Source organism: Nonomuraea sp. NPDC004580, assembly GCF_040609855.1.
Taxonomy (GTDB): Bacteria; Actinomycetota; Actinomycetes; order Streptosporangiales; family Streptosporangiaceae; genus Nonomuraea; species Nonomuraea salmonea.
This window is the reverse complement of sequence record NZ_JBEXLH010000013.1, coordinates 126,555-140,690: the sequence shown is the minus strand read 5'-3', so window position 1 is coordinate 140,690 and position 14,136 is coordinate 126,555. Positions and strand designations below refer to the sequence as shown.

At 68.7% G+C, this 14,136-nt stretch carries 12 protein-coding genes; 5 read left to right on the top strand and 7 right to left on the bottom strand.

Translation table 11 applies throughout. The annotated features are described in order from the left end of the window. The first annotated feature begins 14 nt into the window (after positions 1 to 14). The 4 genes from ABZW11_RS16735 (at position 15) to ABZW11_RS16720 (ending at position 4,852) form a co-directional block, all read left to right on the top strand. A complete protein-coding gene (locus ABZW11_RS16735; protein ID WP_355417619.1) occupies positions 15 to 503 on the top strand; it encodes a R3H domain-containing nucleic acid-binding protein in 489 nt (162 codons plus the stop codon). Positions 504 to 1,418: 915 nt separating this feature from the next. Beyond that, positions 1,419 to 2,090, top strand: a complete 672-nt coding sequence (gene rsmG / locus ABZW11_RS16730; protein ID WP_345393151.1) for a 16S rRNA (guanine(527)-N(7))-methyltransferase RsmG — start codon at positions 1,419 to 1,421, stop codon at positions 2,088 to 2,090. A 137-nt stretch (positions 2,091 to 2,227) separates the two neighbouring features. Further along, entirely contained in the window at positions 2,228 to 3,163 is a 936-nt protein-coding gene (locus tag ABZW11_RS16725) for a ParA family protein (RefSeq protein WP_355417710.1), read from the top strand. Positions 3,164 to 3,889: 726 nt separating this feature from the next. Next, positions 3,890 to 4,852 (top strand): ParB/RepB/Spo0J family partition protein, encoded by a 963-nt coding sequence (locus ABZW11_RS16720; RefSeq protein WP_355417616.1) that lies wholly within the window; start codon positions 3,890 to 3,892, stop codon positions 4,850 to 4,852. Positions 4,853 to 6,390: 1,538 nt separating this feature from the next. On the opposite strand, the gene ABZW11_RS16715 is transcribed toward ABZW11_RS16720, so the two are convergent. From ABZW11_RS16715 to ABZW11_RS16705, 3 genes are all read right to left on the bottom strand, one after another. Next, positions 6,391 to 7,437 carry a low specificity L-threonine aldolase gene (locus ABZW11_RS16715; RefSeq protein WP_355417613.1) on the bottom strand — a complete coding sequence of 349 codons (1,047 nt, stop codon included), beginning with the start codon at positions 7,435 to 7,437 and terminating at the stop codon, positions 6,391 to 6,393. Between the two features lie 211 nt (positions 7,438 to 7,648). Beyond that, complete coding sequence (locus ABZW11_RS16710; protein WP_355417610.1) at positions 7,649 to 8,605, bottom strand: D-alanine--D-alanine ligase; 957 nt, start codon at positions 8,603 to 8,605, stop codon at positions 7,649 to 7,651. A gap of 171 nt (positions 8,606 to 8,776) precedes the next feature. After that, on the bottom strand, positions 8,777 to 10,009 hold the full coding sequence (locus ABZW11_RS16705; protein WP_355417707.1) for a PLP-dependent aminotransferase family protein: 1,233 nt from the start codon (positions 10,007 to 10,009) through the stop codon (positions 8,777 to 8,779). Positions 10,010 to 10,279: 270 nt separating this feature from the next. Between ABZW11_RS16705 and ABZW11_RS16700 the strand changes: the two genes are divergently transcribed. After that, positions 10,280 to 10,897 (top strand): GNAT family N-acetyltransferase, encoded by a 618-nt coding sequence (locus tag ABZW11_RS16700; protein ID WP_355417607.1) that lies wholly within the window; start codon positions 10,280 to 10,282, stop codon positions 10,895 to 10,897. A 154-nt stretch (positions 10,898 to 11,051) separates the two neighbouring features. Here the strand turns inward: ABZW11_RS16700 and trxA are convergent, their stop codons facing one another. From trxA to sigM, 4 genes are all read right to left on the bottom strand, one after another. Next, positions 11,052 to 11,366, bottom strand: a complete 315-nt coding sequence (trxA, locus tag ABZW11_RS16695) for a thioredoxin (protein ID WP_355417604.1) — start codon at positions 11,364 to 11,366, stop codon at positions 11,052 to 11,054. Positions 11,367 to 11,376: 10 nt separating this feature from the next. Further along, positions 11,377 to 12,309, bottom strand: coding sequence for a thioredoxin-disulfide reductase (gene trxB / locus ABZW11_RS16690; protein WP_355417601.1), 933 nt, complete (start codon positions 12,307 to 12,309; stop codon positions 11,377 to 11,379). Between the two features lie 165 nt (positions 12,310 to 12,474). Next, positions 12,475 to 13,500 carry a zf-HC2 domain-containing protein gene (locus tag ABZW11_RS16685; protein WP_355417598.1) on the bottom strand — a complete coding sequence of 342 codons (1,026 nt, stop codon included), beginning with the start codon at positions 13,498 to 13,500 and terminating at the stop codon, positions 12,475 to 12,477. Continuing rightward, positions 13,490 to 14,125, bottom strand: a complete 636-nt coding sequence (gene sigM / locus ABZW11_RS16680) for an RNA polymerase sigma factor SigM (RefSeq protein WP_355417595.1) — start codon at positions 14,123 to 14,125, stop codon at positions 13,490 to 13,492. The genes ABZW11_RS16685 and sigM overlap by 11 nt, the downstream gene beginning before the upstream one ends. Positions 14,126 to 14,136: the final 11 nt, after the last annotated feature.

The window sequence follows — 14,136 nt, the reverse complement described above, 5'->3', positions numbered from 1 at the left end:
AGGAGAGGCCGGCCATGACCGAGGCCGAGCAGGAGAAGGCTCCTGATCTCACTGCGCTGGAGCAGGAGGGCGAGATCGCTGCCGACTACGTCGAGGGCCTTCTCGACATCGCCGACATCGACGGCGACATCGACATGGACGTCGAGGGCGACCGCGCGCTCGTCTCCGTCGTCGGGCTCAAGAGCACCGAGCTGGTGGGGCCCGGGGGAGAGGTGCTCGAGGCGCTCCAGGAGCTGACCCGCCTCGCCGTGCACCGGCAGACGGGCGAGCGCTCGCGGCTGATGCTCGACGTCGCCGGCTACCGCGAGCGGCGCCGGGCCGAGCTGACCAAGCTCGGCACCGAGGTCGCCAACCAGGTCAAGGACCGGGGCGAGCCGAAGTCGCTGCAGCCGATGACGCCGTTCGAGCGCAAGATCGTGCACGACGCGGTGGCGGCCGCGGGGCTGCGCAGCGAGTCGGAGGGCGAGGAGCCCAACCGCTACGTGGTGGTCCTCCCCGCCTGAGGTCTCGCGGCCGGGCGACATGTCCCCGTCCCACCGGCCGTACCGGCTATGTCGGACCGGCCGTCCAGGTCTCTTCCCGTCGGCAGGCCGGACCTCTCCGGCCCGCCGACGTCCCATCCGGCCGGCCCTTTCGGGCCGGCCCTTTCGGAAGTCGTCGAACCGGCCGTCCAGTCTCTTCTGACCTGGACGGCGGGACCTCTCCGGCCCGCCGCCGGCCGTTGCGGCCCCGGCCACTCCGGTGGCCGTCGGACCAGCCGTCCAGTCTCTTCTGACCTGGACGGCGGGACCTCTCCGGCCCGCCGACACCCATCCGGCCGGCCCTTCCGGAGCGGCCTTTGCCCTCCGGCTGGTCCTTTCGGGCCGACCTTTGTGCTCCGGAACCCGTCGGACCCGGCCGGCCGCTGGGACCTTTTTCTAGCGGCTGATCGAGTGTCGCGCGTAGCAGGCGTCCTGGGACTGCTCAACCGATCGCCCGCCCGAACCATCCTGGACAGGCGGGAACGGTGGTTCCGCTTCAGTGCACTCGCGGGACGGAACCCGTCCGAACGGCCCTCCGGTCGCCGCGAGACGATATGCCCCTTGAAAACGCCCGGCCATGTGCCCGCCGTCTGCCGCGAGGCCGGCGGCCGGTGCACATTCACCCCCTTCCTCCTGTACGGCCTCTACTGCCTGCACGGCGACCAGCCACTCACATCGATCGACCCCGTATACCGACATGTCACGCTTTACTTGCCCACGCACCGCTGCGCTGACGGCGTGCTCACAGGCCACCTTCACCAAGGCCCGCTAGGCTTCCCTTGTGATCTCACCCCGTAGCCTTGGGTGGAGACCGGACCCTGTCGCCGCAGCCTGATCGCGCCCGGCGACCATCACCCCGATCACGCGGGCCACGAGCCCCAGAAAGGCCACCAACCAGTGAGCGATGAGCTTCCGGAGCCGCCGGAGATAGCGCGGGACGTCTTCGCGGGGGAGGCCTGGGATCGCGCCAACACGTTCGCCGACCTGCTGGCGGGTCCCGGTGTCGTCCGCGGGCTGCTGGGCCCGCGGGAGGTGCCCAGGATCTGGGATCGCCACCTGCTCAACTGCGCTGTCGTGGCCGAGGCCGTGCCGCCGGACGTGCGGCTGGTCGACATCGGTTCCGGCGCCGGCCTGCCCGGGCTGGTGCTCGCCATCGTCCGGCAGGACATCACGGTGACGCTGCTGGAGCCGTTGCTGCGCCGTACCGTGTTCCTTGAGGAGTGCGTGCAGGCGCTCAAGCTCGACAACGTCGAGGTGCTGCGCGGCCGGGCGGAGGAGCTGGCGGGCAAGCGCGAGTTCGACGTGGCCAGCGCCCGTGCGGTGGCGCCGCTCGACCGGCTGCTGACATGGGCCATGCCGCTGCTGCGCGAGGGCGGCGAGCTCATCGCCATGAAGGGGGAGCGGGCGGCCGGCGAGCTGGCTGAGGCGCAGGAGCAATTGCGCGCCAGCGGGGCCCGAACGGCCGAGCTTGTCACCGTCGGGCGCGGTAAGGTCGAGCCGCCTGCAACATTGGTTCGGGTGGTAGCGGGTCGCGCGCCGGAGCGAGCCAGGCGGCGACGAAGGAGGTGACGGTTGTGCCAGTCGCGTCAAGTGGTCTTGGCTGGCCGGACAGCCGTGCGTCCGAGAGTCCAACCGGGGTTGGCTGGCCCGAAATGGGCGTGTCGCGACAGCAAACTCCCGGCACCGGCACACCACTGGTTGAAAGGATGGCCATCGTGACCCAGACCCCCCTGAACCCCGGTGATTCGCCGTTGGTACGAGAGGCGCTCAGCTCAGTGGTTTCACGTGAAACATCTGCAACCCAGACGGCCGCCCAGGCCGGCGAGACCTCCGGCGATGGCGACGGCACCTGGCCGCGCCCGTCCAAGACCCGAGTGATCGCCGTGGCGAACCAGAAGGGCGGCGTAGGCAAGACGACCACGTCGGTCAACATCGCCGCCGCGTTGTCGATGCACGGCCAGCGCGTCCTCGTGGTCGACCTCGACCCGCAGGGCAACGCGTCCACCGCCCTGGCGACCGAGCATCGTGGCGATGTGCCTGACGTTTACCAGGTGCTCGTGGACGACCTGCCGATGGCGGACATCGTCAAGCAGGTGCCCGACATGCCCAACCTCTATTGCGCTCCCGCCACCATTGATCTGGCCGGTGCGGAGATCGAGCTGGTCTCCCTGGTAGCCAGGGAGGCGCGGTTGCGGCGGGCGTTGGCGGCGTACGAGGCGGTGAACTTCGACTACATCGTGATCGACTGTCCGCCGTCGCTCGGCCTGCTCACCGTCAACGCGCTCGTGGCGGCCGACGAGGTGATGATCCCGATCCAGTGTGAGTACTACGCGCTGGAAGGGCTCGGGCAGCTGCTGCGCAACGTCGACCTGATCAAGGCCCACCTGAACCCGACACTGCGACTCTCGACGATCGTGCTCACCATGTATGACGGCCGCACCCGCCTCGCGTCCCAGGTGGCCGAGGAGGTGCGTGCGCACTTCGGCGAGACGGTGCTGAACACGGTGATCCCGCGCAGCGTGCGGCTGTCGGAGGCGCCCAGCTATGGGCAGTCGGTGATGACGTACGACCCGGGGTCGAGCGGCGCGATGGCGTACATGGACGCAGCCCGCGAGATAGCCCACCGCGCCACAGTCTCCTAACCACCAACGACCACCCGGCCACCAACGGTCGGCCAACCACAACGGCCATTCCGGCCATCAACGGTCGGCCAACCACCAACGGCCATTCCGGCCATCAACGGCTATCCGGCCACCAACAGTCGTTCGGCCACCAACGGCTGCCCGGCGACCAACGGCTGACTAACCACCGACGCCCGCCCGCCCGCTTAGGGCTGGCTAGCCACTGACGGCCACCAAGCCTTCGGACCGTGCCCCTCGGGCCGGTGCTCTCCTGGACCGCGCCTCTGGGGTCGTGTCCCTGGGAGCGTGCCTTGAGGCCGTGTGCCCAGGTGTTCGTGTGCCCAGGTGTTCGTGTGCCCGGGACTGTGCCCGGGACTGTGTGGCGGGACCGGGTGCCGGATTGCGTACTCCTGAGCGCGTCCTTTGACCCCTCGGCCCGCCTTCTCATCTTCTGCTGTTCCTGCCTTTCGACCGCGTTCTTCGAGCCGTTTCCCGTGACGCTGTTGCGGTGCGTTCGGGTTCTTGGGCGAGGCGGGTTTTGATGGCGATGCCCCCGCAGGCCGAGAGGGGGGATGAGGGGAGGGTGAAACGGGGGTGGGTTGGGGTCCAGTCACGGGTTGGGCAGGTTTGTGACCGTGTCGGTGTAAATCCAACCGGACGGTGTGTGGCGAGGGGGCACTCGGTCGGGCCCGCAACGGTAACCTCTCCTGGAGTGACCGGAATCGACCGGGTGGATGAGGAGACGCAGTGAGCCAGCAGCGGCGGGGATTGGGCAAGGGACTCGGGGCGCTCATCCCGACCGGTCCCATCGTTGACGGCACGGGGGCGGCGCCGGCCCCGGCCAACGGGTCAACGGAGGAGATGGGTCCCAAGCCGATCGCCGGAGCGTACTTCAAGGAAGTCGCGCTCAAGGCGATCGTTCCCAACCCCCGGCAGCCGCGTGAGATCTTCGATGAGGAGCGCCTGGAGGAGCTGGCGGCGTCCATCCGTGAGGTCGGCCTGCTGCAACCGATCGTGGTGCGCTCGATCGGCGGTGGCCAGTATGAGCTGATCATGGGGGAGCGGCGCTGGCGGGCGTGCAAGCAGGTCGGCCTGGACCCGGTGCCCGCGATCGTGCGCAACACCCAGGACACTGACCTGTTGCGAGACGCGCTGATCGAGAACCTCCAGCGTGAACAGCTGAACGCCCTTGAAGAAGCGGCGGCGTACCAGCAACTCCTTGACGACTTCCAGGCGACGCACGAACAGCTGGCACAGAAGGTCGGTCGCTCCCGCTCCCACATCACCAACACCCTGCGTCTGCTGAATCTCCCTCCTGACGTCCAGCTGAAGGTCGCCGCCGGCACGATCAGCGCCGGACACGCGCGGGCGCTCCTCGGCCTCGACAACGCCGAGGAGCAGATCCAGCTCGCCAAGCGGATTGTGGCCGAGCTGCTGTCGGTACGAGCGGTCGAAGAGATCGTCGCCATGGGCAGCGCCAAGGCGGCCAAGAAGGCACCCCGCGAACGCCAGCCGGTCAAGCCCACCGCCCCCGGCCTCACCCATCTCGCCGACCGCCTCTCAGACCACTTCGAAACCAAGGTGAAGGTGGACCTGGGACGGCGAAAGGGCCGCATCGTCGTGGAGTTCGCCACGATCGACGACCTGGAGCGCATCATCGGCACGATGGCACCGGAGGCAGCCCGAGCAATGCGAGAAGCCGAGGACTGACCCCCGAAGTTCCGGCTCTAGGCCCCGTCTGTTGCTCGGCACCAGGTCCAAGGACACGAGCGAGACGCCCGCCGCACTGAGGAGATTCGAGCACCGCACCCCGGACGGGACCGAGATCGGAACCGATGGCATAGGCAAGGGCGAGATGCGCGGCGACGGCGACCCCCTACGGCCTCCGACTCGGCATCTTCCACGGGCACGGCGTCCGAGTCGTCACCGCCTGCAAGAGACTGGTCCGGTCCGGTTGGGGTTGAGGACCATCAGGGGGCTGGCTCTTCTGGGGATCAGGCCGGTCGACTGTTCTCAGGGTGCCTCGGGGACCGGGGCGGGGCTCTGAGCCCCAAGAAGGGTGAACTCGGCATCTCCGTGTTTCACGTGAAACACGTCGCTCAGCGCACGTGCAGCCAGACAGTCCCGGCCGAATCGGCGAGCCCAGCTGAGGCGCGGCCTCTTGGAAGGCAGCGCCCTGGGTGCACGGCATCGCCGAGCGGAGTAGTGCGGGCGGAGGATAGCGCGAGCTGAGCCATCCGAGGGGTAAGTCATCCCACAGGTTGAACCACTCCGAAGGGTGAACCATGCCGGGGAGCGGAGAGCGGAGAGCGGGGAGCGGGGAGCGGGGAGCGGGGAGCGGGGAGCGGGGAGCGGGGAGCGGGGAGCGGGGAGCGGTGCCTTGGCTTAACCGGGGGTGTGGCGGTGCGAGGCGGGGCACGTGTGGAGGTGGCGACAATCAGGTGGGTGATGGTGAAGCGGGGGAGGAGGGAGACGGCGAGCGGGAGTCGGTCAGGCAATGGGGTTGGAGGGGCAAGGAGAGAGGGGCCGGCTGGTCGGTGGGTGGTGGACCAGTTGTGTCCGGCCACCGACACCGATCCGGGCAGGAGCACCGTGCGAACCGTGGAAGCTGATGCTGCGGTGCTGAGCTGAGCGCTTTCGGTCGGGGGAGCCGGTTCTTGGGAGAGTCCCTTGACGGTGGTGTAGTCGAGTGCGTTTCACGTGAAACGCTGCTGTGGTTTAGTGCCCTAGCCCTAGCCCTAGCCCTAGCCCTAGCCGTTGCCCGTGCCTCGTGCGTTGCCTTTGCCCGTGCTCGTGCGGTGCCGTGTCCGTTGCTGTGCCGTGCCGTGCTGTTGCGCCACGCTGTTGCGCGCTGCCGGTTACTCGCTGCCGATTGCCCACTGCCCGTTGCGGTTCTGGGCCTGGTCGGGTTGCGGTTCGGCTGGAGCTGGGCCTAGGACGCGCTGTGGTGGCGGGTGCGTGGGGCGAGGGGGAGAGCTCGGTTTTCGGCGATTTTCGGACGTCGGAGGACGGGTGTCTGCCGGGCGCCGCCTTGTTTCACGTGAAACAAGGCGGCGGGAGGCGGCGGGTTGTTCGTCTCATGCGGGTGCCGTTGGTGGGGCGTAGCCGGTCTCAGGCGTGGGTGGGTCTGTGGTTTCGTGGTTGCGACTCTTGTCCTCGTGGCGGTGGGAGTTCGAGAGTTGGGTTTGGTGGAGAGTGGGGAGCTGCCGCTGTGGGGTTGGTTTCACGTGGAACCGGCGGTCCCTTGGTCAGCTTGTGGAGGCTTTGCGGAGGGAGTCCAAGAAGTCGTCCACGTGGTCCTCCGTTGTGTCGAAGGCGGTCATCCAGCGGACGGTGCCCGCGGGCTCGTCCCAGAAGTGGAAGAGGTAGCGCTGCAGGAGGGACTTCGCGACCTCATGGGGGAGGGTGGCGAAGACGGCATTGCTTTGTACGGGGTAGGCCAGGGATACGCCTGGGATGTCTTTCAAGCCGTCCGCCAGGCGGGTGGCCATGTGGTTGGCGTGGGTGGCGTTCTCGCGCCAAAGGTCGTCCGTCAGGAGGGCCGTCAGCTGGGTTGAGATGAAGCGCATCTTCGAAGCCAGCTGGAGGGACTGGCGGCGGAGGAAGGGGATCGCGGTCGCCAGAGATGGGTCCAGGACCACTACGGCCTCTGCGGCTAGGGCGCCGTTCTTGGTGCCGCCGAAGCTGAAGATGTCCACGCCTGCGTCGGTGGTGATCGACCTCAGGTCGCAGCCCAGGTACGCGGCGGCGTTCGCGAGGCGGGCGCCGTCGACGTGGAGCTTCAAGCCTGACTCGTGGGCTGTCTCTGCGAGGGCGGCGATTTCCTCGGGGGAGTAGCAGGTGCCGAGTTCCGTTACCTGGGAGATCGAGACGACCGTGGGCTGGGGTTCGTGATGGAGGCCCAGGACGTCGAGGCGGGACTTGATGTCCGCGGGGCGGAGTTTGCCGTCTTCCGTGGGGACAGCCAGGAGCTTCACCCCGAGCAGGCGTTCCGTGGCACCCGTCTCGTGCGTGGCGATGTGAGCGGTCTCGGCGCAGACGATGCCGTCGTAGCGGCCGAGCATGGGGGCGAGGCCGACCATGTTGGCGCCGGCTCCGTTGAGGACGGGGAAGCCTTGGGCGGTCGGGCCGAAGACCTCCCTGATCTTGTCCTCGAAGGTGGCCGTCCAGGTGTCGTCGCCGTAGGCGGGGGCGTCCCCGTGGTTCGCGGCGGTCATGGCAGCGAGGATGGTCGGGTGCACGCCTGCGTGGTTGTCGCTGGCGAAGCTCTTGGGGTAAGTGGAATCGAACAGCACACCGTAAGGCTACTTAGGCTCACTGGGGCGGGTTGGTGCCAACCTCGCGCGAAGCCCTCCTAGCCGCCCACTGCGGCCACCCCGCGCGAAGCGCGCCCTACGCCCACTGCGCCAACCCTGCCCGAAGCGCCCGTACGCCCACTGCGCCAAACTCGCGCGAAGCGCCCCTTACGCAAGTCCCCTACGCAGGCGCCCCCGTACGAGTGCCCCTTCAGTGGGCGGCGCGGGCGGCGGCCTTTTGGAGCAGCGCGCGGCAGAGCTCGCCCAGGTCCTGCCCGGCCGCCTCCGCCGCCATCGGCAGCAGGGACGTCTCCGTCATCCCCGGCGCCACGTTCACCTCAAGGAAGTGGGGCACGCCGGCGGCGTCCACGATCAGGTCCGTACGCGAGACGTCCCGCAGCCCCAGCGCCGTGTGCGCCATCACGGCGGTCTCGGCGCACGCCGCGGCGGCCGCGGCGGACAGGCGGGCGGGGGCGAAGAACTCGGTGTGGCCGGCGGTGTAGCGGGCGGCGTAGTCGTAGACCCCTTCGTCGGGCACGATCTCCACGGCCGGCAGCGCGACCGGGCCGTTGCCGAGGTCGACGACGGAGACCGCCACTTCGACGCCCTCGACGTACCGCTCGATGAGTGCCGTGTCGCCGTACGCGAAACAGCCGACCATGGCGGCGGGCAGCTCCTCGGCCGTACGGACGAAGGAGGCGCCGAGCGCGGAGCCGCCGCGCGCGGGCTTGACGAACAGCGGCAGCCCGAGCCGCTCGACGATGCGCCCGAGCACCACGGTCGCGCCGAGGTCGTGGAAGGTCTCCTTCGGCAGGGTGACGGACTCGGGGGTGTGGAGGCCGACGGAGCGTACGACGGCCTTGGCGGTCGGCTTGTCGAAGGCGACCCGGCACGCGTCGGGGTCGGCGCCGACGTAGGGGACGTCGAGCAGCTCAAGCACGGAACGGATGGCGCCGTCCTCGCCCGCACCGCCGTGGAGCGTGACGAACACCGCGTCGGGCGGGTCGGCCAGGATCGAGGGGACGAGAGAGGCGTCGGTGTCGCGCGCCTCGACGTCGATGCCCGTGGCCCGCAGCACCTCGCTGACTCGGCGACCTGAGCGCAGAGACACCTCTCGCTCGTAGGAGAGACCTCCGGCCAGCACGAGCACGTGGCCCAGATCGCTCATCACAACTCCTCCGCTGACGACACGCTGTCCAACCGTACCGGCGCTGGGGATGGGGGGTGTACGTGAGGTGCTATGTGCGGCGATCCCATCCCATCTCAGCCGGATTCCTTGGGGAAAAGGAGAACGGGAGGGCGCGCGGCGCGCCCTCCCGTTCCGGCGAATATGGCCCGGCTAGGCCAGGTCGGGCCCTGGCGTGTCCACGCCCTGGTGCTCGCGCGTGGACCCGGTGCCGAACGTGTCGCGCAGCTGCATCTCCTGCTCGATCACCCCGGCGAGCCTGCGTACGCCCTCGCGGATGCGGTCGGGTTCGGGGAAGCAGAAGGACAGCCGCATGTGGCGGGCCCCGCTGCCGTCGGAGAAGAACCCGGTGCCGGGCACGAACGCGACCCGCTCGGCCACGGCCCGCGGCAGGATCGCCTTGGAGTCGAGCCCTTCGGGCAGGGTGGCCCACACGAAGAAGCCGCCTCCGGGACGGGTCCACGTCACCTCGGGCGGCATCAGCGATTCGAGCGCGTCGAGCATCGCGTCGCGGCGCTCGCGGTAGAGCTCGCGGAAGGATTTGATCTGCTCGTGCCACGGCTGCGTGGCCAGGTATTGGCCGACGGCGAGCTGCGTGAACGAGGAGTGGGACAGCACGGCCGACTCCATGGCGAGCACGAGCTTGTCGCGGATGGCGTGGGGCGCGAGCGCCCAGCCGACGCGGAAGCCGGGGGCCAGCGTCTTGGAGAACGAGCCGAGGTAGACGACGCCGTCGGGGTTGTCGGCGCGCAGCGCGCGCAGCGGCTCGCCGTCGAAGCCGAGCAGTCCGTACGGGTTGTCCTCGATGACCAGGATCCCGGCCCGCTGGCAGATGTCGAGCACCTGCTGGCGGCGGGCGATGTTGAGCGTGACGCCCGCTGGGTTCTGGAAGGTCGGGATCGTGTAGAGGAACTTGACGGGCGCGCCCGCGGTCTCGAGGGCGTAGATCGTCTGGGCCAGCGACTCGGGCACGATGCCCTGGTCGTCCATGGCGATGTGGACGACCTTGGCCTGATAGGCGGCGAACGTGCCGAGGGCGCCCACGTAGGAGGGGCCCTCGGCGAGCACCACGTCGCCCGGGTCGATGAAGATCCGGGTGATGAGGTCGAGGGCCTGCTGCGACCCGACGGTGACGACGACGTCGTTCGCCCCGGCGTTGATCCCCTCCAGCTTCATGACCTCGCAGATCTGCTCACGCAGGTGCGGGTCACCCTGGCCGGAGCCGTATTGCAGCGCGACGGGGCCGCGCCGCGTGACGAGGTCGGAGACGAGCTCGCCGACCATGTCGAGGGGAAGGGCCGTGACGTACGGCATGCCGCCGGCGAGCGAGACCACCTCGGGCCTCGACGCGACGGCGAAGAGAGCTCGGATCTCGGAGGCGACCATCCCGGTAGCTCGCGCGGCGTACCGATCGACGTAGGCGTCGATGCGCGACCCTTGGGTCGCGGGTGTCTGACCGTGATCCAGCTCTTCTGTCACGGCCCACCTCCTAGGTGTATATATCGGACTGAAATACCAGATTACGCTAGACGGACATGTCGCCCGTGGCCGGGCTGGACCGTCGTGGTGTCCGCTGACGACATCTGTACTGGGCTACGATGCCACCTGTGGACGCGGTTTTCGCGCGCTTTTCCGGGTCAACGATAGGGGCGGTAGTTGTCGCGCCGGCTGGTCAACATAACCCTGGACAATCTTGAAGATCTGCCGCGCCGCTGCCGGCGGTGCGTGTTCTGGGAGCTGGATCCCGTCAACGGGGAGCGGGCGCTCGACTCGGGCGACCCCGGTCTTGAGAAGGAGGCGTGGCTGTCGGGCACGCTGCTGGAGTGGGGCAGCTGCGGCAAGATCGTGTACGTCGACGGGGTGCCTGCCGGGTTCGTGCTCTACAGCCCGCCCCTCTACAGCCCGCGCTCGGTGGCCTTTCCCACCTCGCCGGTCAGCGCCGACGCGGTGTTGCTGATGACGGCCCACATCATCCCGGAGTTCTCGGGTGGCGGGCTCGGGCGCATGCTGATTCAGGGCGTCGCCAAAGACCTGACGCGGCGCGGGGTGAAAGCCATTGAAGCTTTCGGGGACTTGAAGTGGGAAGAACCAAGTTGCGTAGTTCCAGCGGAATACTTGCTTTCTGTGGGGTTTAAGACTGTGCGTCCGCATTTGCGTTTTCCGCGACTGCGGCTGGAGCTCAAGACCGCCGTCTCGTGGCGTGAGGACGTCGAGGTGGCTCTCGAACGCCTCCTGGGCTCCATGAGTCCGGAACGCGCCCTGCGTCCCGTCTGACGGCTTCACAGCCCCGTCTGACCACTTCACAGGCGCCACAGCCCCTCGCACCGTACACCAGCAAGTGGAAAGCCCCTCGCGGACCGAACCACGAGGGGCTTTCGCAGGGCGCAGCGCGTCCCCCGAGCGGGCAACCCATCCGCCGGAAGACGAGCTAGATGATGCCCTCGAGCTCGCGCAGCAGCATGGCCTTCGGCTTGGCGCCGATAATCTGCTTCACGACCTCGCCGTTCTTATAGACGTTCAGGGTCGGGATCTGGAGTACACCGAACTGGCGCGGAACCTCGGGGTTGGCGTCGATGTCGAGCTTGACGATCTCCAGCTTGTCGCCGTGCTCCTTGGCGATCTCCTCGAGGATGGGCGCGACCTGACGGCACGGGCCGCACCACTCGGCCCAGAAGTCGACCAGGACGGGCTTGTCGCTCTTGAGGACCTCGGACTCGAAATTGGCGTCGGTGACAGCCTTCACGGTGCGCTCCTTACTTCTCGTTGTTGGCCAGCCAGCGCTCGGAGTCGAGCGAGGCGGCGCAGCCGGTGCCGGCCGCGGTGATGGCCTGGCGGTAGGTGTGGTCGACGACGTCGCCGGCGGCGAACACGCCCTCGATGTTGGTCGCGGTGGAGGGGGACGCCACCTTGATGTAGCCGTTCTCGTCGAGGTCGATCTGGCCCTTGACCAGATCGGTGCGCGGGTCGTGGCCGATGGCGAGGAACAGCGCGTCGGTGGCGAGCTCGCACTCCTCGCCGGTCTTGACGTTGCGCAGCTTGACCGCCTCGACCCTGGACTCGCCGAGCACGTCGACGACCTCGGAGTCCCAGACGAAGCGGATCTTGTCGTTGGCGAACGCACGATCCTGCATGATCTTGCTGGCCCGCAGCGTGTCGCGGCGGTGCACGACGGTCACCATGCGCCCGAACCTGGTCAGGAACGTGGCCTCCTCCATCGCGGTGTCGCCGCCGCCGACGACCACGATGTCCTTGTTGCGGAAGAAGAACCCGTCACAGGTGGCACACCAGGACACGCCGCGGCCGGAGAGCCGCTTCTCGTTCTCCAGGCCGAGCTCGCGGTAGCCGGAGCCCATGGCCAGGATGACCGACTTGGCGTAGTAGGTCTCGGTGTGGGTCTTGACCACCTTGGGGTCGGCCTGCAGGTCGACCTCCACCACGTCGTCGGCGACCAGCTCGGCACCGAATCGCTCGGCCTGCTTGCGCAGGTTGTCCATCAGGTCGGGACCCATGATGCCGTCGGGGAACCCCGGGAAGTTCTCCACGTCGGTGGTGTTCATCAGCGCGCCACCCGCGGTGACGGAGCCCTCGAAGACGAGCGGCTTGAGCTCGGCACGAGCGGAGTAGACGGCCGCCGTGTAACCGGCAGGGCCGGAACCAATGATGATCACGTTACGAACGTCGCTCAACGCTCCCACGCCTTCCTCGTCTGTCGATGCCACCGGCGACAACAGATCCTAGGCCGCAGTGATTCCCGCCCTACCCCACAACGCCGGGACAAACGAAAGAGCCCGCGAGAAGCGGGCTCTGACGTCGGGCTTCGCAGCCGGCGGACCTGGCCGGGGGCCGGTGGTCTACCAGCGGCCCAGGGCGGGCTTGCGCAGGTTCTTGCAGTTGAACGGATCGACGACGTCGATGCGGATCCTCTTGGTCGACTGCTGCTTCCAGCTCGCGACCAGCAGCGCCTCCTGGCCGTTGTACTGGCCCTGGTCCACCGCGAACACGTCGAGCTTGGAGCGGTTGGAGACCGCGCTGACGCACTTGGCGACCTTGTCGGCGTCGTTGGAGTCGCCGTGCAGTATCGGAGCGGGCGCCAGGAACAGCTCGAGCGGCCTGCGCAGCTCGGGGTCGCTGTAGTTGTGGTCGCTGTTGGTCAGGGCGTAGCCCCGCGGCGGCTTCGACGGGGTCGCCCGCATCGAGCTTTGCTGGGGCTGCGGGGCGGCCGAGGAGGTCGAAGGAACCGGCAGCGCCACCGGAGGCGCCGGCGACTCACCGCCACTGGCCAGCAGGGCCGTGCCGGCCACCGCGGACCCGGCCACGACGGCCGCCGCGGCGGCGGCCGCGACCGCGGGCATCGCCCACCGGCGCCGCCTGATCGACCGGCTCTTCGCCGGGACGACCGTGCCGTCGTCGGAGACCACGCCGAGCCGCACCGGCTCAGGCACGCCGGCCGGTCCGGTCGAAGCCGGCTCGGGGACCTCGGCAGGCGAGTCCCCGGACGGACGCGTCGGCTCCGGGACCCGAGCAGGCACGTCCCGATGGAGCCGCACGGGCTCGGGGACCTCCGCCGGCCGCTCCCACGGGGCGTCCCGCATGAGCTCATCCCAGTCCGGTGGTTCCGCGAGGCCGACACCCCCGCCACGCCTGAGCTCGGCCTCGGCGGCCAGCGCCTTGTCGATGCGCAGTGCGACACCCATCGGCATGGCCGGTGTGGGCGTCGCGGCCAGCACCTCGCGAACCGCCGCCAGGTCGGCCAGTAGCTCCCCACAGGGGTCGCAGACCGCGAGATGCTCGCGGACCCGGCGTGCCGTGTCGGCGTCCAGGAGACCCTCGGCCAACTCGGCGAGGATTTCCAGATCGTAGTGCGTATCACCCGTCACGAAGTTCTGCTCCCTTCGCGGATGAGACGCGATTCAGGTCGGTTCGGTTCCGCAGATGCGAAAGAATTGGGGCAAGTTTCGCGCGCCCTCGGGCGCACCGGCTCTTCACCGTGCCACTCGGCACTTGCAGCACCTGAGCTGCGTCTTCGACTGAGTAGCCCATCATGTCCACCAGCACGAGCGCGGCCCGCTGGTCGGCGGGCAGCATCTTCAGCGCGGCCGAAACCTCCATCGACACCTCGCGCTCGACGGTCTGGTCGGGCAGCGGAGTCTCGCGCTCCGCGGCCTCGATCAGCTCGTCGTCGGCGACGGGCCGGACGGATTTACGGCGCATCCTGTCAAGGCAGGCGTTGACCACGATGCGGTGCAGCCAGGTGGTGACGGCCGCTTCGCCGCGAAACGTGGCCGCCTTGCGGTAGGCGGAGACGAAGGCGTCCTGCACGGCGTCGGCGGCCTCGTCGGGGTCACCGAGCGTACGCAGGGCGACCGCCCACATGCGGTCGCGGTGTCTCTTGACGATTTCGCTGAAGGCGTGTGGATCCCCGTTGATATGTGCGGTCAGCAGCTCGGCGTCTGTGACCGCCGGCCGCTCCGCTGCTGAGGGTGTCTCGGGTGGGGAGTTCACAAGAGAGTTTC